Source organism: Romboutsia sp. (assembly GCF_035470145.1).
Classification (GTDB): domain Bacteria; phylum Bacillota; class Clostridia; order Peptostreptococcales; family Peptostreptococcaceae; genus Romboutsia_D.
Genome location: NZ_DATIRC010000017.1, coordinates 24,229 through 47,992 on the forward strand (window position 1 = coordinate 24,229; position 23,764 = coordinate 47,992).

Consider the following 23,764-nt stretch of genomic DNA (forward strand, 5'->3'; position numbering starts at 1 on the left):
ATGAAAAGTTATTTAAATGAAAAGTATAGCATATTTAAAAATATAACTAATATACTCTTAGAATTTATATATCCAGAGAATATAAGCTGTATCATATGTAATAAACCTATAAATAAAAATAATACATATTCAATGTGTAGAAGTTGCTTTATGGAGTTGAATTTTATATTGGACGGTTGCATTAAATGTGGAAAGCCAATAATAAATCATTGTTTGGAAAAACAAGATATAAGTGGATGTAGTTATTGCTTTAGTAAAAGTTTTTATTTTGATAAAGCGATCTCCTGTATAGAATATACTGAGTTTAGTAAAAAAATAATATTTGGCTTGAAATATAATAATAAGACTTATATGAGTAGGTATATAGCTAATATAATGAAGGAAAAATTAGAAATAGAAAATATAAAATTCGATTATATACTGTTTGTACCTTTGCACAAAAAGCGTCTTAAAAAAAGAGGTTTTAACCAAGCTCAAAAGATAGCTAAATATTTAGGAGAATTGATGGATTTACCTGTCATAGATAAAATATATAGGAAAGATTACACAAGAAGATTATATAAACTTAGTAAGGAAGAAAGAAAAATAGAATTAAAAAACGTATTTATATTAAAAAATTCTAGCTATGATTTGAAAAATAAAGATATTCTTATTATAGACGATATATTCACAACAGGATTAACTGTAAATGAAATATCTAAATTGCTTAAGCTAAATGGTATAGGTAAAATATTTATTATGACATTCTTAACAAGAAGTAATGATTGTTATGTTACGGAATAATTTTCTATTGACATATTAATCTTAAAATATTAAAATGGATAAGTGATATTTAGGTCTGTGGTTGAAAGTCCAAGCCAGTCGCAGGCAAAGGGATCCACGTAAGTTAACACTAAAAATTGGGTTAATGATCATGGTGCGGCTTAGAAGTAAGACCTACCGGTATAAAATCGAGAGAGCTAGTAGTGCGGCGAACCCAAGCGAACCCTCCAGTAGGCGAGTGTGGGGTCAAAAACCAGGTCAGCTAAATATCCTAAAGTACCTTTATAGGTGCTTTTTTTATTGTAAAAAATTAACGTAATTATAAATACTTAATAAAAAATATTTATAATTAAAACATATAAATTATATATTTAATAACAGGATGTATAAAATATAAATGAAATATATAAAAAAATTTTACAATAAAAAGATAGATAAAGTGTGAAATTATGACATTAATTCACAAATTAATAACAAGAGTTGTTGATATTTGTGGATATATATATGTGTATAAATAGCTTTAAATACACAAAAACATGAGTTATTAACAAAACTATCCACATTATCCACAAGGACGATGTTGATAGTAATCCACACAGAATATACATAAATTAATTTGAAATTAATCTTATTTTAGTTGAATATAATAAATTATAAAAGCTAACAATAAAAATAAAGGATTCTATAATTTAAAATAGAATATATTATTAAGTATAAAAAATTTATACTGCTATAACTGAAGGGAGATGTTCTTATGAATATAATAATATCTGGAAAACAAATGGAGCTAACAGACGGAATAAAAGGTGCAATAGAAGAAAAAATCGGAAGATTAGACTACTACCTTCATCCTGAAACAGAAGTAAAAGTAACGGTTAGTGCAAAAAAAGCTAGACAGAAAATAGAAGTAACAGTAATCCCTATAAGTGGACCAATAATTAGAGCTGAAGATATAGAAGAAAATCTATATGCAGCTATAGATGTTGTGTATGATAAATTAAATAAACAATTAAGAAGATATAAAAATAGATTACAAGATAGACATCAAAATCATGAAAGTATAAGGTTCCATGGAGAAAATTCATCAGAAGTAGAACCTGACTTTGATGGTGAAGATGATAAATTAGATATAGTAATAGAAAGAAATAAAAAGTTTGATATGAAACCTATGAGTGCTGAAGAGGCTGTATTACAAATGGAATTAATTGAACATGATTTCTATATGTTCAGAAATATAGACACAGATGAAATTTCTATAGTATATAAGCGTAGAAATGGTGGATACGGAATGATAGAGCATGAATAAGATAATTTAAATTAATTAAAAAGCTATCGATAAATTTAATTATCGATAGCTTTTTTAGATGAAATTATATTACATAAAAAAAGCATGCTTTTAGATAGAAGTTGTAATGACAAATATACAATATTAAATATATTATTTTTATGGTAAAATGTATAATAGTATAATAAATGCGCGAGGAGAGATGCTGAACATGGGTTTTTTAGATAATTTATTTAACATGGCAGATAAAAAAGAATTAAAAAAGTTTAATAAAAAAGTTGACGAAATAGATTCCTTAGAGCCTAAATTTGAATCTATGTCAGATAAAGAGCTTAAGAATATGACTGACATATTCAAAGAAAGATTAAATAATGGAGAAAGTATAGATAGCATATTACCAGAAGCTTTTGCAGTAGTTAGAGAAGCTTCAAAAAGAGTACTGGGAATGAGACACTATAGAGTACAGCTTATAGGTGGTATTGTTTTACATCAAGGTAGAATAGCAGAGATGAAGACCGGTGAAGGAAAGACGTTGGTTGCAACGGCACCAGTATATTTAAATGCTCTTACAGGAAAAGGAGTACATGTAGTTACAGTAAATGACTACTTAGCAAAGCGTGATAAAGAGCAAATGGGTAAAGTATATGAATTCCTTGGAATGACAGTAGGAGTAATAGTTCATGGCCAAAATCCTCAAGTTAGAAGATCTCAATATCAATGTGACATAACTTATGGAACAAATAACGAATATGGATTTGATTACTTAAAAGACAATATGGTAATACATAAAGAACAAATGGTTCAAAGAGAATTAAACTATGCTATAGTTGATGAGGTAGATTCTATACTTGTAGATGAAGCTAGAACTCCTCTGATAATATCTGGACCTGGTGATAAATCTACTCATTTATATGGAGATGCTAATACTTTTATATTAACATTAAAACCGGAAAATTATGAATTAGATGAAAAACAAAAATCAGTATCTTTAACTGACTCAGGAATACAAAAGGCAGAGGTTTACTTTAACGTAGAAAATATAACAGATGTAGCTCACATGGAACTATATCATCATATAAATCAAGCTCTAAAAGCTCATATTATAATGAAGCGTGATGTTGATTATGTATCTAAAGATGGAGAGATAATCATAGTAGATGAATTTACAGGAAGACTTATGTTTGGTAGAAGATATTCAGAAGGATTACATCAAGCAATAGAAGCTAAAGAAGGATTAAAAATACAAAGAGAATCTAAAACTTTAGCAACTGTTACATTCCAAAATTATTTCAGAATGTACAATAAGCTTTCTGGGATGACAGGTACAGCTAAAACAGAAGAAGAAGAGTTTAAAGCAATATATAAAATGGATGTTGTTCAAATTCCTACAAATAAGCCAATATTAAGACAAGACTTACCAGATGCAGTATATAAAAATGAAAAAGGTAAGTTTAATGCAGTTGCAGAAGATATAATAGAAAGACATGCATATAAACAACCTATACTTGTAGGTACTGTATCAATAGAAAACTCGGAACTATTATCACAGCTTCTAAAAAGAAGAGGAGTTAAGCATGAGGTACTAAATGCTAAGCATCATGATAAAGAAGCAGAGATAATAGCACAAGCTGGTAGATTAGGTGCAGTTACTATAGCAACTAATATGGCAGGCCGTGGTACAGACATAGTATTAGGAGGGAATCCTACATTTTTAACTAAAAAAGAAATGAAGAGATTAGGATATGATGAGTCGGTAATAAACAAAGTAGATGCATCTTTAGAGGGAATAGCTGTTGAAGGAAATGAAGAATTATTCGCAGCTAGAGCAGAATACGAGAAATTATATAAAAAGTATAAAGGACAAATTGAACAAGAGCAAGCTGAGGTTGTTAAAGCTGGTGGGCTAGCTATAATAGGTACAGAAAGACATGAATCTAGAAGAATAGATAATCAGTTAAGAGGCCGTGCAGGACGTCAAGGTGACCCAGGTAGTTCAAGATTCTATATATCATTACAAGATGATCTTATGAGATTATTTGGAAGTGATAGAATATCTACAGTAGTAGAAAAAATAGGTCTTGAGGAAGACATGCCTATAGAGCATAAAATGTTAACTAAATCTATAGAAAGTGCACAGAAAAAGGTAGAAGGTAGAAACTTCGGAATAAGAAAACACGTACTTCAATACGATGATGTTATGAATAAGCAAAGAGAAATAATATACGCTGAAAGAAGACGTGTATTAGAAGGTGAAAACTTACAAGAACAAATACAAGGGATGATACATTCTTTAATAGAAGATGCAGCAAATATATATACTCAAGAAGAAGGATTTAATGTAGATGGATTTAGAGATTATCTATATCACTTATTTATGCCAAAGGGAAGTATAGAAATACCAGATATGGAAAAACTTAATACGGCAGAAATAATAGAAGCAGTTTATGAAATAGCAATGAAAATTTATAATGCAAAAGAAGAAAGAATAGGTTCAGAAAGAATGAGAGAAGTAGAAAGAGTAATATTACTTCAATCAGTTGATAACCATTGGATAGACCATATAGATGCTATGGACCAATTACGTCAAGGTATAGGACTTCGTGCAATAGGACAACAAGATCCAGTAGTTGCGTATAAAATGGAAGGTTTTGATATGTTTGATGAAATGACTAAGCATATTAAAGAAGACACGATAAGATACTTATTCAATATAACTATAGAAGAACCTGTAGAAAGAAAGCAAGTTATAGATGTTAATCACCTATCATCTAATATAAACGATGAACCAGCAAATAAAACTGTTAAAAAAGATGATACGATAGGTAGAAATGACGAATGTCCTTGTGGAAGTGGAAAGAAATATAAAAAGTGTTGTGGAAGATAATTTTGGAGGACTTAAATGTTAAATTTACAAGATTATAGAAATAGTGTGGAGAGTATGTCTTCAAATATAGAAGAATTGAGGGCTTCTCTTTGACATTGATTCATTATTAATTAAAATAAATCAAAATGAAGAAAAAATGAATGAGCAAGATTTTTGGAATGACAATGAAATTGCTCAAAAAATTCTTCAAGAGAATAAATTACTTAAAGAAACAGTAGATGCGTATAATAATTTAACAGAGGCTTTAGAGGAGATAGAAATTTTAATAGAACTAGGATTAGAAGAAAATGATGAATCTATTGAAAAAGAAATAGATCAGTCTATATCAAATCTTGAAAAAGAAATAGACAGTTTAAGAATAAAGACTCTTTTAAGCGGTGAATATGATAAAAATAATGCTATATTATCTATAAATGCAGGAACTGGTGGATTAGATGCTCAGGATTGGGCACAAATGTTACTAAGAATGTATATAAGGTGGGGAGAAAGTAAAGGCTATAAGGTTAAAATATTAGATATGATATCAGACCCTGAAGCTGGAATAAAAAGTTCAACCCTACTTATAGAAGGACTTAATGCATATGGATACCTAAGAAGTGAAAAAGGAGTACATCGTATAGTTAGAATATCACCTTTTGACCCATCAGGAAAAAGGCATACATCATTTGCATCTATAGATGTTATACCAGAGTTAGATGATAGTATACAAATAGATATAAATCCTGCTGATTTAAAAATTGATACATATAGAGCTTCTGGTGCAGGGGGTCAGCATGTAAATACTACGGATTCAGCAGTAAGAATAACACATATTCCTACAGGTGTTGTAGTACAATGCCAAAATGAAAGATCTCAACATAAGAATAAAGACACAGCAATGAGAATGCTTATGGCAAAACTTATAGAACTAAAAGAGCTTGAGCAAAAGGAAAAGATAGAAGATATTCAAGGTAAATATTCTCAAATAACTTGGGGAAGTCAAATAAGGTCATATGTATTCCAACCATATAAATTAGTAAAAGATCATAGAACTAATGCAGAAATGGGAAATATAGATAGTGCGATGGATGGAAATATAGATTTATTTATAAATGAGTACTTAAAAATGAATAAATCAAAAAAATAATTCAAATAAGGGCTTGGGAATTTAATTCTCGAGCCTTATTTTAAAGATATTTAAAATTAAATCATAATGCATATAAATTTCAACGAAAGAAGAGGGTTAATATGAATATAAATGAAATTTTAAAAAAAGAGTTTAATCTTAGAAATGAACAAATCAATAATACTATAAAGCTTATAGATGATGGAAATACAATACCTTTTATTGCTAGATATAGAAAAGAAATGACTGGTGAAATGAGTGATGTTACTTTAAGAGAATTTCATGATAAATTAATATATTTGAGAAATTTACAAAGTAGAAAAGAAGATGTAATAAGAATAATTGAAGAACAAGGGAAACTTACAGGTGAAATAAAATTAAATGTTGAAAAAGCTAATACACTTCAAGAAGTAGAAGATATATATTCCCCATATAAACAAAAGAAAAGAACTAGAGCAACTATAGCGAAAGAAAAAGGGCTAGAAGGATTAGCATCAGCAATATTAAATAGTAATATAGAAAATTTAGATTTAGAAGCTAAAAAATACATAAATGAAGAAAAAGAAGTAAATTCAATAGTAGACGCTATAAAGGGCGCAAGAGATATAATAGCAGAAGTCGTTTCTGATGATGCTAAAATAAGAAAGTACATAAGAGATCTTGCTTTAAGAGAAGGTATAATAGCTACAAAAAACTCTAAAGAAGAAAAATCAGTTTATGATATGTACTATGATTATAGTGAAGCTGTAAAAACAATAGTACCTCATAGAGTATTAGCAATAAATAGAGGAGAAAAGGAAGAATTTTTAAAAGTAAAAGTTGAAATAAACAATGATAAAGTAATAAATCACATAATAAATGAATATGTAAACAATGACAATTTTAAAAATAAATCAGAAATAGTCAATGCAATAGAAGATGCATACAAAAGATTAATATTCCCTTCAATAGAAAGAGAAATAAGAAATCATCTAACAGAAATAGCACAAGAAAGAGCTATAAGTGTATTTGGTCAAAATATAAAAAGCTTATTACTACAGCCGCCAGTAAAAGATAAAGTAGTTATGGGATTTGATCCTGCCTTTAGAACAGGATGTAAGATAGCGGTAGTTGATAAGAATGGTAAACTATTAGAAACTACTACGGTATATCCTACAGAGCCGCAAAACAACGTAGAAGGTGCAAAGAAAACATTAAAGATATTAATAGAAAAGCATAAAGTAGATATAATAGCAATTGGAAATGGAACAGCCTCAAGAGAATCAGAAAAATTTGTATCAGATATGATAAAAGAAATAGACAGAGACATTCAATATATAATTGTAAGTGAAGCAGGAGCATCAGTTTATTCTGCATCTCAACTTGCGAGTGAAGAACATCCAGATATAAATGTATCGTTAAGAGGAGCAATATCTATAGGCAGAAGATTACAAGACCCATTAGCAGAACTTGTTAAAATAGACCCTAAGAGCATTGGAGTAGGTCAATACCAACATGATTTAAATCAAAAGCGATTAGAAGGTGTATTAGGAGGAGTAGTAGAAGATTCGGTAAATAGTGTTGGAGTAAATTTAAATACAGCATCATATTCATTATTAGAACATATTGCAGGGATAAGCAAAAGCATAGCTAAAAATATAATTGAATATAGAGAAGAAAATGGAGATTTTACCTCAAGAACTCAACTAAAAAAAGTAAAAAGATTAGGACCTCAAGCATTTACTCAATGTGCAGGATTTATGAGAATACTAGATGCAAAAAATCCTTTAGATAACACAGGAGTACATCCAGAAAGTTATGATACATGTAAAAAAATGTTAGAAATACTTGGTTATTCACTTAAAGATATAGAAAATAAAAATATAGAAGATATAGATTCTAAAGTTAACGAAATAGATATAAAAGAATTAAGTGAAAAATTAGAAGTAGGCCAGGTGACATTAAAAGATATAATAGCAGAAATAAAAAAACCTGGAAGAGATCCAAGAGAAGAAGGTATAAAACCTATATTAAGAACTGACGTATTAAAAATAGAAGATATTCAAGAGGGAATGATACTAAAAGGAACTGTAAGAAATGTAGTAGACTTTGGTGCATTTGTTGATATTGGTATAAAGAATGATGGATTAGTTCATAAATCGCAAATGAGTAAATCATTTGTTAAAGACCCAATGACTATAGTTACAGTAGGAGATATTGTAGATGTAAAAGTTATAGGCGTTGATATGAACAAACAAAGAGTAGCTTTATCAATGAAGATATAAGATATATTAGGAGGAGAACATATATGATATTCATAAAAAATGGAATAATAAATACAATAACTAATGGAACAATACAAGAAGATATACTTGTGCAAGATGGGAAGATAATAGAAATAGGAAAAAATATAGTAGCACCATTGGATGCTGAAATTATAGATGCAGAGGGAAAATTTATATTTCCAGGATTTATAGATGCACACACGCATTTAGGATTATGGGAAGATGGTATGGGATTTGAAGGTGCAGATGGAAATGAAGAAACAGATCCAATAACTCCACAATTAAATCCTATAGATGGAATTAACCCGATGGATAATACTTTTAAGGAAGCAGTACAAGGTGGTATAACATCGGTATGTACAACTCCAGGGAGTGCAAATGTAATGGGGGGACAATGTATAGCTATAAAAACTTATGGTAGAAGAATAGATAACATGGTTATAAAAAATCCAGTTGCTTCTAAAATCGCCTTTGGAGAAAATCCCAAAAGCTGCTATGGAAGAGATGAAAAAACTCCTCAAACTAGAATGGCAATAGCATCTCTTTTAAGAGAAAATCTAAAAAAAGCAGAAGAATACTTAGAAGAAATGGAACTATACATGGAACATGAAGACCATGATAAGCCAGAGTATGATATAAGAATGGAAAGTTTATTACCAGTATTAAAAGGAGAAATACCTTTTAAGGTTCATGCACATAGGGCTGATGATATATTCACAGCAATACGAATTGCAAAGGAATTTGATATAAAACTTACATTAGACCATTGTACAGAAGGTCATCTTATAGCCGAAGAATTAGTTGAAGAAGGATATCCGGTTGTAATAGGACCGTCATTATCAGAAAGATCTAAAATAGAACTAAGAAACTTAACTTTTGATACAGCAGGTATACTTTCTAACGCAGGAGTTAATGTATCATTAATGACAGATCACCCTGTAATACCAGTACAATATTTACCAATGTGTGCAGGGATAGCGGTAAAACATGGTATGAAAAAAGATAGAGCATTTGAATCGATAACTATAAATCCTGCTAAAACTTTAGGAATAGAAGATAGAGTTGGTTCTATAGAAGTTGGAAAAGATGCAGATATAGTTATTTGGGATGGGTGTCCACTAGAAATTCAAAGTAACGTGTTATGTACCATTATAAATGGTAAAATAGTTTATAAAAAATAATTGAGAATATATATGCAACAATTAAAAGGTTTTATATAATAACTACTTATATTTAAATAAGTAGTTGATTTTACATAAATAATTGAATATTATATAAGTATAAATAAGGAAAATTAAATAGCACGATAGATCTTCGGGGCAGGGTGTAATTCCCTACCGGCGGTATAGCCCGCGAGCTACATTTGTAGCATGATTTGGTGGAATTCCAAAGCCGACAGTATAGTCTGGACGAGAGAAGAAGCAAATTTTTTGCATTGTCTATTAATATAAATCATGTATATTATATAACTTGTACTCAAAAAATAAGCTCGAAGATAGATCTCTTCGAGCTTTTATTTTTCCTAATAATAAAATTAGGAGGTTGTATTTTATGCAAGAAACAATTAAAAGTAATAAGATATTTAAAACATCTACTTTAGTAAAGGTAGGTATATTAGGAGCAATAGGATATATACTAATGTTTATATCTGCTCCACTACCAATGTTATTCCCAGAATTCTTAAAAATAGATATATCTGATTTAACAGCATTATTAGGAGGCATAGCATTAGGACCAATAGCAGGAGTTACAATATCTTTCTTAAAAAACTTATTACAGTTCATAACGGGATTTTCAACAACAGGAGGAGTTGGAGAATTAGCTAATTTTTTAATAGGTGGATCTTTTGTATGGGTAGTATCATTCATTTATTCTAAAAAAAATAATATCAAAGGTGTAATTACGGGGCTTATACTTGGAACTATAGTTATGACTACAGTAGGATGTATAGCAAACTATTTTATAATATTACCTTTCTACGAAACAATGGGATGGCCAATAGAAGCTGTAGTTGCTATGGGAGCTGCTATAAATCCTTCGATAGTAGATAAATTGACTTTTGTAATATGGGCTATAGCTCCATTTAACTTATTAAAGGCAATGTTAATATCTTTATTAACATTACCAATGTATAAGAGAACAGAAAAAGTTTTAAATAAAGTTAAATAAATATTTAAATATAAAAAATCCCAAGTACATATTATCGGATATATGTATTTGGGATTTTTATGTTTAGAATAGTCTATTAAAAATATTTCCAATAAGCTATTAAACTAAAAATAGCAGATATAAGTGTATAGAGTAGTGATACTATAAAAGGAATATTAATATGGAAATCTATAAAATGAGTATTTGTACGAGAGTCTTTATGAAGTAGGTGTTTAAATCTAACGTTTGATAGCTCTGTAGTAAATCCACCTTCGCTAGAAAAGAAACCTATAATAATAGTGGATATTAGACCAGTCATAAATGATAATTCTAAAAACGGTAGTTGTAAGAATTTAGATAAGGAAAAATTCAGGACTAATAATATGAAGATAGATAAGAAAGCAGAAATAAATTTTTTCAATATGGAGCCCCCTACATAATATTTATAATTAATGTATATGCTGAATTATAAGACTTAAGTTACATAGAATCAATAAATATATATTGTTTTATATATTAAAAAGCACTTACTTTTAAAGTAAGTGCCTAGGGGAATAAGAAATATTTAATATTGGGGGAGTAAATATCTCTGATATTTTAATTATGATCTATAAAATGAAATAATATACATAAATTTTATAATTAGATGTTATTTATTGATTATAGTTATAAATACTTTATAATTATAGACTGTTATAATATAATAATATCTAGCCAACAATTATAATTAAGGGATATTGATATGAGAACTATTTAAATAAAATATATGAAGTTAATTTGATAAAATATTACGGAGATGAAATTATGGTTAATATATATTTAGAAGATGAAAATAAAACAAAAGAAATTGGATATAAATTAGGAACACTTTTACAACCAGGTAGTGTAATATGCTTAATAGGAGATTTAGGAGCGGGAAAGACTACTATGACTCAAAGTTTAGCAAAAGCTTTAGAAGTTGATGATTATATAACGAGCCCAACATTTACGATAGTAAATGAATATGAAGGAAAAATACCATTATATCATTTTGATGTATACAGAATAGGTAGTAGTGATGAAATGTATGATATAGGATATGATGATTACATAAATGGAGAAGGTGTGTGTATAATAGAATGGGCAAATCTAATAGAAGACATACTTCCAGATGAATATTTACATATAGAATTAAGATATAAAGATATGTCAAGAGAGATGATATTAAATCCAGTCGGAAAAAAATATGAAAAGATAGTTGAGGAGCTGACAAAATAATGAAGGTTTTAGGTATAGATACATCTTCAATGGCTACAAGTGTAGCTGTAATAGAAAATAATAAGTTAATATGTGAATACACAATAAATACTAAAAAAACGCACTCTCAAAAGCTTATGCCAATGATAGAAAATATGCTTAAGATAAGTGATATAAATGTTAATGAAATGGACATGATTGCAGTATGTGAAGGACCGGGTTCATTTACAGGACTAAGAATAGGTATGGCTACTGCAAAAGCTATAGCACATGTGAATAATTTACCTATAGTAGGTGTAAATTCAGTAGAGTTATTATCGGGTAATATGAATTTATGTGATAAAAAAATCTGTGCAATATTAGATGCACAAAGAACTCAAGTTTACATGGGTAAATATAAATTTGAAAATAATGAGTTAGTTGAAATAAAAAATGTTGATGTAGTTGAAATAGATGAGTTAATAGAAGATTTATCAACTAGCAACGAAGAATGGATTTTAGTTGGAGAAGCTGTTTATAAATATGAGGACAAACTTAAAGAAGTGGAAAATATATACATACCAGCTCCTTCTCATAATGTAAGCAAGGCAAGTAGTTTATGTACGATAGCGGTGAACAAATATAATAAAAATATAGATGTTTATGATTGTTATAGCGTAAAACCTATATATATAAGAAAATCTCAAGCAGAAGTTCAATATGATGAAAAGATGAAGAGGTTAAATAATGGAAAATAATTTAATTATAGAGAAAATGACATCGAAAGATATTGATGGAGTTTTTGAAGTAGAAAAAAACTGTTTTGTACACCATTGGTCTAAAGACGCATTTAAAAAAGAACTTAATAATGATGTTGCAAGATATTTAGTAGCAAAGATAGATGAAAAAGTAGTCGGTTATGTTGGTATATGGTTTGTAATGGATGAAGGACATATAACTAATGTAGCAGTTCATAGTGACTATAGAGGTAAAAAAATTGGTGATGAATTAGTTAAAGAGTTAGTAGAACTATGTAGACAAAACAATATAGTATCGATGACTTTAGAAGTAAGAGTATCTAACATAGTAGCTCAAAATCTGTATAAAAAATATGGATTTAAGTTAGCTGGAATTAGAAAAGAATACTATAGTGATAATAAAGAAGATGCTATGATAATGTGGAATGATGTAAAGGCGGTGTAGGCATGAAAGATATAATAACATTAGCAGTAGAAAGTAGTTGTGATGAAACAGCTGTAGCAGTTTTAAGAAATGGTAGAGAAGTACTATCAAATATAATTAATACTCAAATAGATTTACATAAAAAGTTTGGTGGAGTAGTACCTGAAGTAGCATCAAGAAAACATATAGAGAATATAGATGGAGTGCTACAAGAAGCTTTAGATAAAGCTAATATTACATTAAATGATATAGATCATATAGCAGTAACTTATGGACCAGGATTAGCAGGAGCATTGTTAGTAGGATTATCTCATGCTAAGGCACTTGCTTTTGCTTTAAATAAGCCTCTAGTAGGTGTTAATCATATAGAAGGTCACGTTAGTGCAAATTATATAGAACATAAGGATTTAAAGCCACCATTTATAACGTTAATAGTATCAGGCGGACACACTCACTTAGTAGAAGTAAAAGACTATGGGGAGTATGAAATTCTAGGGAGAACTAGAGACGATGCATCGGGAGAGGCTTTTGATAAAATAGCTAGAGCTATGGGCTTAGGGTACCCAGGCGGACCAATAATAGATAGATTAGCTAAGGAAGGAAATAAAAAAGCAATAGAATTCCCAAGAGCTTATATAGATGAAGGATATGATTTTAGTTTTAGTGGAGTAAAGTCATCCGTCTTAAATTATTTAAATGCTAAAAAAATGAAAAATGAAGAAATAGTTGTTGAAGATGTAGCAGCATCATTCCAAGAAGCAGTTGTAGAAGTTTTATCTAAGAAAGCTATAAAGGCAGCAACTGAAAAAGGATATGACACAATAACACTTGCTGGTGGAGTTGCATCAAATTCAGCACTTAGAGAAAAAATTACAGAATTAGGAAAAGAGCATAATATAAATATAAAATATCCATCATTAATTTTGTGTACGGATAATGCAGCTATGATAGGATGTGCAGGATATTATAATTTCATAAATGGAAGAACTCATGATATGAGTTTAAATGCAGTGCCTAACTTAAAGATAGGTGAGAGATAATATTATTCTACAATTATAAAAAGGTTAATCCATAAAATTATGGGTTAACCTTTTTAAGCAATTGATTATTTAATTCAATTCTTTAACTATATTAGCGGCCCATTTTTTAGAAATTGCTCTTGGAACACCGAATATAAATTTAAAGATTTCTTCTGCATAAGTAAGTAAAACTAAAATATAAATAGGAGCTCCATTAAATGCAGCCAAGAAAGTTAGCGGTATTGAAGCAAACCACATACATCCTAATTCTAAGAAAAGAGCATACTTAGTATCTCCACCGCTTCTTAATATTCCTATAACTAATAATGTGTTAAATGATCTAAGACCCATCATTATACCCATTATAAGAAATATTTTTGTGATATCTGGAGCCAGGCTTTCAGATACACTGAATATTTTTAACAATAGTGGTATATTTAATATTAGTAAACCACCAAATATTAATCCTGTGAAGAAAACAATAATAGAGAATTTTTTAGCATATACTATTGCTCTATCTATATGATCTGAGCCAAGTTCATTTCCTAACATTATAGACGAACCTATAGCGATACATACAGCAGTTATTATAAAGAAATTTCCAGTACTTGTAGCTATTTGACTAGCTGCAATAGCAGAAGTACCAGCCTTTGCGTATGCTACTGAATATAAAACTGTACCAACAGCCCATGCACTATCATTTAAAAATATAGGTACACTCTTTGATAAGAATGAGCTTGCGAAGGTTTTATCAATAAGCTTTAAATCGATTAAACTGAATTTCAATATATAATCTTTTTTAGCAAAATAAACATATCCAATAATTAAAATTAATTCTATAATTCTGGCTATAACAGTTGCCAAAGCAGCTCCTTTTACACCTAACATAGGAAGACCTAAGTTACCGAATATAAGACCATAGTTAAGAATTATATTAATAATTAGTGCTATTGAACTACAAAACATTCCAAGTTTAGGATTTCTAACTCCTCTTGAACTCATACTAAATACGGTACTAATTGCAATAAGCGGATAGCAAAGTATCACTATACTAAAATACTCAGTGCATAATTTAATTACCTCAGGATCATAAGAAAAAATATGAATGATAGTAGTTGGCATAATTAAAGCTGGTATAAAGAAAAATGAACTAAGTAAAATTGCTAAAATTGTACTAAATCCAGTAACTTTACGGATATTAGTTACGTCACCTTTTCCATAAAACTGAGAAATAAAAACTCCGGCACCACCTGTAATACCTGATAGTGACATATTAAATAAGAAGAAAAATTGATTTGCAACTCCTATTGAAGCAACAGACGCTTCTCCTAAGCTACTTATCATAACTGTATCGATTACATTTACAGAAGTAGATATAAGTTGTTGTATAATAATTGGAATACATAAAGAAATAAGGATTTTATAAAATCGCCTATTATCTTCAGTTAATGAAAACAATCCCTGCAAAATATCACCTCTCTATTAAATTATCATGATATAAATCATATCATAATACACTACTTGTGTAACTAAATAAAAAATAAAAATTTATACAAATAATACTAACCAAAAAGAAGCCAAATTTGGCTTCTACATAAATTCTTCCCATTCTTCATAAAGAGAAGATAGTTTATCTTCTAAATTTATTTTTTCTTGGCTTACTTCCTTAGACTTTTGGGGATTAGAATAGACTTCTTCCTGGCATAGAAGTATATCTATTTCTTCTATTTTAGATTCAGTTTCTTCAATTTCTTTTTCTATATTTTGTATTTTGACTCTATTTTTCTTATCTAATTCTCTTTGTTCTCTTTCTTTACGTTTTTCATCTTTAATTTTAGTTTTAGTTTTTTCTTCTTTTTCCTCAATTATGCTCATTTCTTGAACTTGTTTTTTCTTTTCTATGTAGTAATCATAGTTTCCTAGGTATTCGGTAATTCCATTTTCATCTAGTACTAAAACTTTATCGACTACGGTATTAAGGAAATATCTATCGTGAGATATAGTAAATACAGTTCCGCTATATCCGTATAAAGCTTCTTCAAGGACTTCTTTAGAGTCTATATCTAAATGGTTAGTAGGTTCATCAAGAAGCAAGAAATTTGCATTTGATAAAATTAATTTAAGTATAGCGACTCTAGCTCTTTCACCACCACTTAAAGTAGAAATTCTTTTAAAGACTTCTTCACCTTCGAATAAAAATGCCCCCAACATACTTCTTAAAGTAGTTTGAGTTAAGTGAGTATTATTCTCCCATATTTCATCTATTATTGTATTATTCAGATTAAGTGTTTTTTGTTCTTGATGGAAATAAGAAACATTTACGTTAGTTCCAAATTTAACATCACCAGTTAGTGGAGTTAATTCGCTCATGACTATTTTGAATAATGTTGATTTTCCAATACCATTTGCACCTATAAGTGCTACTTTTTCACCTCTATAAATATCTAAATCAAGATTTTTAAATAATATTCTTTCTCCGTATCCCATAGACACATCTCTTATTTGTAGAACATCATTTCCGCTAGTCACTGAAGGGTTAAACTCTATCCTTGCTTTTTTTCGATAAGCTTCGGGTTTATCTAAAATATCTACTTTTGCAAGAGCCTTTTCTTTACTTCGAGCTCTTTTTAAATGTTTTTCTCTCCCAAAAGCTTTTAATTTTTCTATTGAGTCCTCTTGCTTTTTTAAATCTTTTTGTTGGTTTTCAAATTTTTTCTGTTCTAATTCTTTTTCAATTGCAGATGCTTCTATAAAGTCAGAGTAATTTCCATTATAGGTTTTTAATCTTTTATTATGCATTTCAAAAACTCTATTTACTACTTGGTCTAGGAAGTATCTATCGTGCGAAATTAAAATAACGGTACCTTTATACTGTTTCAAGAATAATTCTAGCCACTCTATTGCTTCAGAATCTAAGTGGTTAGTAGGTTCATCTAGTAAAAGAAGAGTAGGTTTCTTTAAAAGAAGCTTACCTAAAAGGACTCTAGTTTTTTCCCCACCAGAAAGTATACTAATAGGCTTATCCATATCAGCATCGGTAAAACCTAGACCTTTTAAAACGCCTTTTGCCTCAGATTTATATCCATATCCATTCATTTCAGAAAATGATTCTAATTTATGAGAATACTCATTCATAAGTTTATCAAACTGTGAAGAATTTAGATTAGAACTTTCTTCAGCTATTTTTAGTTCTAAATTTCTTAAATAAGACTCCATATCTATTAAATCTTTGAAAATTTCTAGAATTTCTTCAAATATAGTATTATTAGAATGGAAATCAGTATTTTGCTCTAAATATCCTATCTCACAATCTTTTGAAGTATATATTTCTCCACTATCGTGACCATATATACCTGAAATTATTTTGAATAGAGTAGTTTTACCAGTACCATTGATACCAATTATACCAATCTTATCACCTTCGTTTACAGTAAAGCTTATATTTTCTAGTATAGAATCTATTCCAAAACTTTTATTTAAGTTATTACATGACAAAACAATCATAAATTTATACCTCCTTGAACTACCTAAAATTATAATGTTTTGCTATAATATAATCAAGGATATTACATTATGTTTTGTAAAATACAGTAAAATATTAAGGACTAACTAAAAAACATATAGTAGGAGGTGAAAACGTGGGAGCTAAGAATATATCAATGGCAGTAATAAGAAGACTACCAAAGTATCATAGATACCTTGGAGACTTATTAGACAAGGATATACAAAGAATATCGTCTAAGGAATTGAGTGATATAATAGGTTTTACAGCGTCTCAAATTAGACAGGATTTAAACAATTTTGGTGGATTTGGTCAGCAAGGTTACGGGTACAATGTAGCTGCACTTCACAATGAAATTGGGAAAATACTAGGACTAGATAGAAAATATAATGCAGTACTTATAGGGGCAGGAAATTTAGGTCAAGCAATAGCTAATTATTCAGGATTCAGAAGAGCAGGATTTGAAGTGAAAGCTTTATTTGATGCTAATCCAAGAATGATAGGGTTAAAAATAAGAGATTTTGAAGTGTTAGATCCAGAAAACATAGAAGACTTTGTCAAGGAGAATGACATAGATATTGCAATGCTATGTATCCCAAAGAATGGGGCTCAAAATATTGTAAATAGATTAGTAAGTGTAGGTATTAAAGGTATTTGGAACTTTGCACCTATAGATTTAGAAGTGCCTAAAGATGTTATAGTTGAGAATGTAAATTTAACAGAGAGTTTATTTACATTATCCTATTTAATGAAAGAAAGTGAATAATAAAAAAGCTATCATTGGTAGAAAATCTACTTTGATAGCTTTTTGCTTTGTATACAAATATTACTCAGGTTGAGGAGCATCAACAGGACAAACTCCTGCGCAAGCACCACATTCAACACAAGTATCTGCATCTATAAGGTATTTGTCATCTCCTGCAGATATACATTCAACTGGGCATTCGCTTTCACAAGCACCACAGCTTATGCAAGCATCGTTTATTATGTAACTCATCTCAAAATCCTCCCTTAATTAATTATTTTATTCAGTAATATTATAACAAAAATTCTACAAATTAACAATTAATTAATTCTACAATAATGTTAATATTATGATACACAAATTTAAATATAAAAAATTAAAGGGTAATTTAAAAATGTACTATAATATTTGTAAAATGATAATCATCATAGATAAAAATGGAAAGAATTAAAGATGATGTTAGATGAAGCTAAAACATAAGTATTTATAGATTATACACACTTTTTAGGCCTTAAAGGGAATAGTGAATTCTGATATAATGTATAATATTAATTTAAGAAATAGTTAAAAATAATATAAGGAAGGTATTAAGGATAAATAAATGAAAATATATGCATTAGTAGGTCCTAGTGGTACAGGTAAAAGTTATAAAGCATTAGAGTTAGCATATGAAAATGAAATTGAGTATATAATTGATGATGGACTTCTCATACATAAGAATAAAATAATAGCAGGTATATCTGCAAAACAGGCAAAAACGGTTATAGAAGCTGTAAAAAGAGCTATATTTAATGATATAAATCACAAAGAATCTGTAAAATTAAAAATACAAGAAGAAAAGATTGATAAAGTTTTAATACTTGGAACTTCAAATAAAATGATAAATCAAATTATAGAAAAATTAGAAATAAAAGAACTTTATAAAATAATAAATATAAAAGATATAAGTAGTAATAGAGAAATATCTATAGCCAAAGAATCTAGAAAAAGAGGGAACCATATAATACCTGTTCCAACTATTGAAATAAAACCAATTGCAAGTGGATTAAGTATAAATTCATTAAAAAGATTTTTTAAAAGAAATAATAATACATGCAAGCTAATAGAAAAAACTATAATAAGACCAACCTTTAGCTACATCGGTAAATTTTTCATAAACTCTAATGTAATAGAGCAGATTATAAGCTATGAAACTAGCAAATTTAAAAAAATAGATAAAATTAATAAGATAGAAGTAACTAATTTAAATAATAGTATAAAAATATTTTTAAATATTAATATAAATGACATTACACAAATAAAAGAAAGTTTTGAAATACAAAAAAAAATAAAGGAAAATGTAGAAAAAACAACACTAATTAATGTAGAAAAAGTTGACATATATATTAATAGATTAAAAAGGGATTATATGTCGAAAAGTTAAAAAATAAACGATTTCAAAGTAACTAAACTAAAATAAATTGTGTTATAATCAAGTTGTAAGTTCGGGAAAGGGGTTTCTTGAACTGAGATTATTAATAATATAATATTTTAGATATAATATTTTAGGGGGGCTTTAAAATGGCAGAAAAAACTTTAAATGTATTTGAAATCGCAAGATTACAAGTTAAAAATGCGTGTGATAAATTAGGAGCAGATTCAGCGGTATATGAAATATTAAAAAATCCAATGAGAGTTATGGAAGTATCATTCCCAGTTAAAATGGATGATGGAACAACTAAATCTTTTACAGGATATAGATCTCAACATAACAATGCATGTGGACCTTTCAAAGGTGGTTTAAGATTCCATCCAGCTGTATGTATGGATGAGGTAAAAGCTTTATCAACATGGATGACATTTAAGTGTTCAGTAGTAGGAATTCCTTATGGTGGTGGAAAAGGTGGAATGGCTATAGATCCAAGAGATTATTCAGAAGCTGAATTAGAAAGAATATCTAGAGGATTTGCAAGAGCAATAGCACCAATCATAGGTGAAAAAGAAGATATACCAGCTCCAGATGTTAATACAAATGGACAAATAATGTCTTGGATGGTAGATGAGTATGCTCAAGCTACGGGAGAATTCCAACCAGGTGTATTCACAGGTAAACCAGTAGATTTTTATGGTTCTTTAGCTAGAACAGAAGCTACAGGATATGGTGTTGCTATAATGGCTATGGAAGCTGCTAAAAAGCTAGATATAGATTTAAATAATGTAACGGTAGCAGTACAAGGTTTTGGAAATGTTGGAAGTTATGCAGGTATGTACATAGAAGAAGCAGGTGCTAAAGTTGTTGCTGTAGGTGATCATACGGGAACTATAGTAAACAAAAATGGAATAGATATGAAAGCATTAATGGAGTATAGTAAAATAAATAGAGGAATAAAAGGGTTCCCAGGAGCAGAGCTTACTGAGGAAGATATATTAACTATGGATGTTGATATATTAATGCCATGTGCATTAGAAAATCAATTAACTTCTAAAAATGCAGAAGATGTAAAAGCTAAAATAATAAGTGAAGGTGCTAATGGACCGACGACTCCAGAAGCGGATGAAATATTCTTCAAAAAAGGGATAACTTTAATTCCAGATATATTAGCTAATAGTGGTGGAGTTACTGTATCTTATTTTGAATGGGTACAAAACTTAAGTAGATATAATTGGTCATTTGAAGAAGTTCAAACAAAACAAAAGAAATTAATGGTAGATGCATTTGAAGATATATGGAGTTTAGCAAAAGAATATGAAGTGGATATGAGAACTGCTGCATATATGATGTCTATAAAGAGAATAGCAGATGCTATGAAGATGAGAGGATGGTATAGCGATACTCCTCAAACAGAAATAGTAGAGGAAAAAGCTATGTTAGCAACTGAATAGGTATAAATATAAAGATAAGAAGTGGTTATATAACTGCTTCTTATTTTTATTTACAAGAAGATATTGCATAAAATCAAATTTTATATAAAAATATTTTCAATAAAGTAAAATTAAGAAATATAACTTGGACAAAACGTTTGCAAAAATTGCTATTGATGAATTGATTTACAATATGAATTTGAACATTAAAAAAGCACATAAATAAGTTATTTATGCGTGAAAATGGGTTAAAACCCATAAAAACCTTTACATTTACAGGGTTCTAATATATAATCAAATAAAAGAATGTATATTTAGGTGATACATTGGATAAAATAATTAATTAGTTAATTTTAAATATACAATTTATATGCAAGATGTAAATTTAATAAATATAATAGATTAATATAAGAATACTACATAAAATGTTACGATAGATTACAAAAAAGTTACAAAAAAATTTACAACATATCTTGTGTATTAGTATTTTATCCTAGATAAGCTTCACCTATAAAAATAGCACGTAAGATAACTTATGGTGAATTTTTGGAGGGAATAATATCATGAAGAGAAAAATATTAGTACCAATGTTTGCGTCAGTTATGGCGTTATCAATGAATTCGGTTGCAAATGCAGATGAAGTTGAAAATAAAAATATTGAAAATAAAGAAGAAAATAAAAGCACAATATTAGATTTAGGTGAATATGAAGATGCTACTTATAAAATAGCTGCTATTAAAGATGGAGTAGCTGTAAAAATAAGAGAACAAGGATCTGTTCAACATGTAGCTTATACTGGAGATGAGTTCAAAGTAGTAGGAACTCAAGGAGAATGGGCCAAGGTAGTTGTTGGAGATGGTGAAGGTTGGATACCATTAAGATTTGTAGATATAAAAGAAGCATATGGATATACAACTGCAAATAAAGTAAACTTTAGAAAAGAAGCAAGTGTAGATTCTGAAATAGTAGAAGAATTAGAAATAGGAAGTACTGTAAAGGTTTTAGAAAATAATGGAAGTTGGATAAAAGTAAAAAAAGGTGAAAATGAAGGATACATAAGCTCATTATATGTTTCAGATGAAGCGCCAGCGATAGAAGTTGAAAAAGAAGTAGTTCAAAATACAGAGAGCAGACAAGCTTCAAATAATGATAGAACTTCGAATAATACGTCTAACTCAAATAATAATAGAACTTCGAATAATACGTCTAACTCAAATAATAATGGTGGACAAGTTGAAAAACCTAGTCAAAAACCACCGCAAAATAACAATGGATCATATAATCCACCAGCAAGTAATGCATCTGTTGCACAAGCAGTAGTAAATTTAGCGTATTCTAAATTAGGTTGCCCATATGTTTGGGGAGCAGAAGGTCCAAACAGCTTTGACTGTTCAGGTCTTACTTCTTATGTTTATAGAAACGCAGCAGGAATTACGATACCAAGATCATCAAGTGCTCAAGCAGGATATGGTAAAACAGTAAGTAAATCGAATTTACAACCAGGAGATTTAGTATTCTTCTCTACTAATGGTACAGGAAGAGTAAGCCACGTTGGTATATATATAGGTGGTGGAAAAATGATACATTCTCCAAAACCAGGAAAATCTGTAAGCGTTGTAAGTATAAATTCTTCTTACTATGCATCTGCATTTGTTACAGCAAAGAGAGTATTATAATTATATGAAATTAAGGCCGCTTATTAAATAAGCGGCTTTTATATTATAAAAAATTTAAACTGGATACTAGAATATGTTGACAATGGATAAAAAAGGTGCTAGAATTCAATCAGAATAAAAAATACTTTTAAATTCAGTCCAGAGAGGCTGAAAAAGGAGGATATATATGTTATTACAAGGAAGAAACTTAATCCAACCAGAGGACTTTTCAGTAAAAGAAATCGATGAAATATTATCATTATCTCAAAATATAATTGACGCTCCGTCAAAATATTCCCGTATATGTGAAGGTAAACTATTGGCTACATTATTCTATGAGCCATCAACAAGAACAAGGTTAAGCTTTGAAGCTGCAATGTGCAGATTAGGTGGAAGTATTGTAGGTTTTTCTGAGCCTAACTCATCATCTGTATCAAAAGGAGAATCATTAGGCGATACTATAAGAACTGTAGCATGTTATGCAGATGTAATTGCAATGAGGCATCCAGTAGCAGGTTCAGCAGCACAAGCAGCAGAGTATTCAGAAGTACCTTTTATAAACGCGGGAGATGGAGGGAATCAACATCCAACTCAAACACTAACAGATCTACTTACTATAAAATCTCTTAAAGGAAGTTTAGAAAACCATACAATAGGACTATGTGGAGACTTGAAGAATGGAAGAACAGTACACTCTTTAGTTAAAGCTATGGCTAGATATAAAAATACTAAATTTGTGTTTATATCACCAGAAGAATTAAAAATGCCTGATTATATAAAAGACGCTATACAAAAGCAAGGTCATGCATATTATGAAACTAATAACTTAGATGAAGTTATAGGGAGCCTAGATGTTTTATATATGACAAGAGTACAACAAGAAAGATTTGAAGACAAGGCAGAATATGAAAGATTAAAAGACTACTATATATTAAACAAATCAAAAATGCAAAGAGCATCAAAAAATATGCTAGTAATGCATCCATTACCAAGAGTGAATGAAATAGATATGGATGTAGATACTGATGATAGAGCTGTATACTTTAAACAAGCTAAATACGGAATGTTTGTAAGAATGGCATTAATAATGAAACTTTTAGGAGTGAAAGATGTAGCAGATAGCTTTCAAGAAAAAATGTTAGAGTGTATATAAGAAC

20 protein-coding genes and 1 riboswitch are annotated in these 23,764 nt (G+C 29.2%); of the genes, 16 read left to right on the forward strand and 4 right to left on the reverse strand.

Annotation, left to right across the window (positions count from 1 at the left end; all coding sequences use genetic code 11):
- The 7 genes from VLM92_RS00750 to VLM92_RS00780 all read left to right on the forward strand — a co-directional run bounded on the left by VLM92_RS00750 (position 1) and on the right by VLM92_RS00780 (position 10,469).
- Positions 1 to 783, forward strand: a complete 783-nt coding sequence (locus VLM92_RS00750; protein ID WP_325274441.1) for a ComF family protein — start codon at positions 1 to 3, stop codon at positions 781 to 783.
- 733 nt (positions 784 to 1,516) lie between these two features.
- Complete coding sequence (hpf, locus tag VLM92_RS00755; protein ID WP_325274442.1) at positions 1,517 to 2,068, forward strand: ribosome hibernation-promoting factor, HPF/YfiA family; 552 nt, start codon at positions 1,517 to 1,519, stop codon at positions 2,066 to 2,068.
- 190 nt (positions 2,069 to 2,258) lie between these two features.
- Complete coding sequence (gene secA, locus VLM92_RS00760) at positions 2,259 to 4,931, forward strand: preprotein translocase subunit SecA (RefSeq protein ID WP_325274443.1); 2,673 nt, start codon at positions 2,259 to 2,261, stop codon at positions 4,929 to 4,931.
- Between the two features lie 15 nt (positions 4,932 to 4,946).
- Positions 4,947 to 6,057 (forward strand): peptide chain release factor 2 gene (gene prfB / locus VLM92_RS00765; RefSeq protein ID WP_325274444.1). Its coding sequence is split into 2 segments (ribosomal slippage): positions 4,947 to 5,021 and positions 5,023 to 6,057, totalling 1,110 coding nucleotides; the frame shifts between segments, so codons are not numbered across the junction.
- 101 nt (positions 6,058 to 6,158) lie between these two features.
- Positions 6,159 to 8,300: a Tex family protein gene (locus tag VLM92_RS00770; protein ID WP_325274445.1), complete on the forward strand. Its 2,142-nt coding sequence runs from the start codon at positions 6,159 to 6,161 to the stop codon at positions 8,298 to 8,300.
- Positions 8,301 to 8,323: 23 nt separating this feature from the next.
- The gene (locus tag VLM92_RS00775; protein WP_325274446.1) at positions 8,324 to 9,481 is read left to right on the forward strand and encodes an amidohydrolase; all 1,158 of its coding nucleotides are present in this window, start codon (positions 8,324 to 8,326) and stop codon (positions 9,479 to 9,481) included.
- A 125-nt stretch (positions 9,482 to 9,606) separates the two neighbouring features.
- A riboswitch (FMN riboswitch) is annotated at positions 9,607 to 9,725 on the forward strand.
- Positions 9,726 to 9,851: 126 nt separating this feature from the next.
- On the forward strand, positions 9,852 to 10,469 hold the full coding sequence (locus tag VLM92_RS00780) for an ECF transporter S component (protein WP_325274447.1): 618 nt from the start codon (positions 9,852 to 9,854) through the stop codon (positions 10,467 to 10,469).
- Positions 10,470 to 10,545: 76 nt separating this feature from the next.
- On the opposite strand, the gene VLM92_RS00785 is transcribed toward VLM92_RS00780, so the two are convergent.
- Entirely contained in the window at positions 10,546 to 10,869 is a 324-nt protein-coding gene (locus tag VLM92_RS00785) for a hypothetical protein (protein ID WP_325274448.1), read from the reverse strand.
- 383 nt (positions 10,870 to 11,252) lie between these two features.
- Here VLM92_RS00785 and tsaE point away from each other — a divergent pair, with 383 nt between their 5' ends.
- The 4 genes from tsaE to tsaD are packed head-to-tail and all read left to right on the forward strand — an operon-like array spanning position 11,253 to position 13,885.
- Positions 11,253 to 11,705, forward strand: a complete 453-nt coding sequence (gene tsaE, locus VLM92_RS00790) for a tRNA (adenosine(37)-N6)-threonylcarbamoyltransferase complex ATPase subunit type 1 TsaE (protein ID WP_325274449.1) — start codon at positions 11,253 to 11,255, stop codon at positions 11,703 to 11,705.
- The gene (tsaB, locus tag VLM92_RS00795; RefSeq protein WP_325274450.1) at positions 11,705 to 12,421 is read left to right on the forward strand and encodes a tRNA (adenosine(37)-N6)-threonylcarbamoyltransferase complex dimerization subunit type 1 TsaB; all 717 of its coding nucleotides are present in this window, start codon (positions 11,705 to 11,707) and stop codon (positions 12,419 to 12,421) included. Before tsaE ends, tsaB begins: the two co-directional genes overlap by 1 nt.
- Positions 12,411 to 12,866, forward strand: a complete 456-nt coding sequence (rimI, locus tag VLM92_RS00800) for a ribosomal protein S18-alanine N-acetyltransferase (RefSeq protein ID WP_325274451.1) — start codon at positions 12,411 to 12,413, stop codon at positions 12,864 to 12,866. The genes tsaB and rimI overlap by 11 nt, the downstream gene beginning before the upstream one ends.
- Positions 12,867 to 12,868: 2 nt before the next feature.
- Positions 12,869 to 13,885, forward strand: a complete 1,017-nt coding sequence (gene tsaD / locus VLM92_RS00805) for a tRNA (adenosine(37)-N6)-threonylcarbamoyltransferase complex transferase subunit TsaD (RefSeq protein ID WP_325274452.1) — start codon at positions 12,869 to 12,871, stop codon at positions 13,883 to 13,885.
- Between the two features lie 69 nt (positions 13,886 to 13,954).
- On the opposite strand, the gene VLM92_RS00810 is transcribed toward tsaD, so the two are convergent.
- Complete coding sequence (locus tag VLM92_RS00810; RefSeq protein WP_325274453.1) at positions 13,955 to 15,331, reverse strand: MATE family efflux transporter; 1,377 nt, start codon at positions 15,329 to 15,331, stop codon at positions 13,955 to 13,957.
- A 123-nt stretch (positions 15,332 to 15,454) separates the two neighbouring features.
- Positions 15,455 to 17,368: an ABC-F family ATP-binding cassette domain-containing protein gene (locus tag VLM92_RS00815; protein WP_325274454.1), complete on the reverse strand. Its 1,914-nt coding sequence runs from the start codon at positions 17,366 to 17,368 to the stop codon at positions 15,455 to 15,457.
- Positions 17,369 to 17,502: 134 nt separating this feature from the next.
- On the opposite strand from VLM92_RS00815, the gene VLM92_RS00820 reads away from it, so the two are divergent.
- Positions 17,503 to 18,132, forward strand: coding sequence for a redox-sensing transcriptional repressor Rex (locus tag VLM92_RS00820; protein ID WP_325274455.1), 630 nt, complete (start codon positions 17,503 to 17,505; stop codon positions 18,130 to 18,132).
- Between the two features lie 60 nt (positions 18,133 to 18,192).
- On the opposite strand, the gene VLM92_RS00825 is transcribed toward VLM92_RS00820, so the two are convergent.
- Entirely contained in the window at positions 18,193 to 18,363 is a 171-nt protein-coding gene (locus VLM92_RS00825) for a DUF362 domain-containing protein (protein ID WP_325274456.1), read from the reverse strand.
- Positions 18,364 to 18,712: 349 nt separating this feature from the next.
- Here VLM92_RS00825 and VLM92_RS00830 point away from each other — a divergent pair, with 349 nt between their 5' ends.
- The 4 genes from VLM92_RS00830 (at position 18,713) to pyrB (ending at position 23,760) form a co-directional block, all read left to right on the forward strand.
- A complete protein-coding gene (locus VLM92_RS00830; RefSeq protein WP_325274457.1) occupies positions 18,713 to 19,534 on the forward strand; it encodes an ATP-binding protein in 822 nt (273 codons plus the stop codon).
- 137 nt (positions 19,535 to 19,671) lie between these two features.
- On the forward strand, positions 19,672 to 20,973 hold the full coding sequence (locus tag VLM92_RS00835; RefSeq protein ID WP_325274458.1) for a Glu/Leu/Phe/Val dehydrogenase: 1,302 nt from the start codon (positions 19,672 to 19,674) through the stop codon (positions 20,971 to 20,973).
- Between the two features lie 542 nt (positions 20,974 to 21,515).
- Complete coding sequence (locus VLM92_RS00840) at positions 21,516 to 22,628, forward strand: NlpC/P60 family protein (RefSeq protein ID WP_325274459.1); 1,113 nt, start codon at positions 21,516 to 21,518, stop codon at positions 22,626 to 22,628.
- Positions 22,629 to 22,794: 166 nt separating this feature from the next.
- A complete protein-coding gene (gene pyrB, locus VLM92_RS00845) occupies positions 22,795 to 23,760 on the forward strand; it encodes an aspartate carbamoyltransferase (RefSeq protein WP_325274460.1) in 966 nt (321 codons plus the stop codon).
- Positions 23,761 to 23,764: the final 4 nt, after the last annotated feature.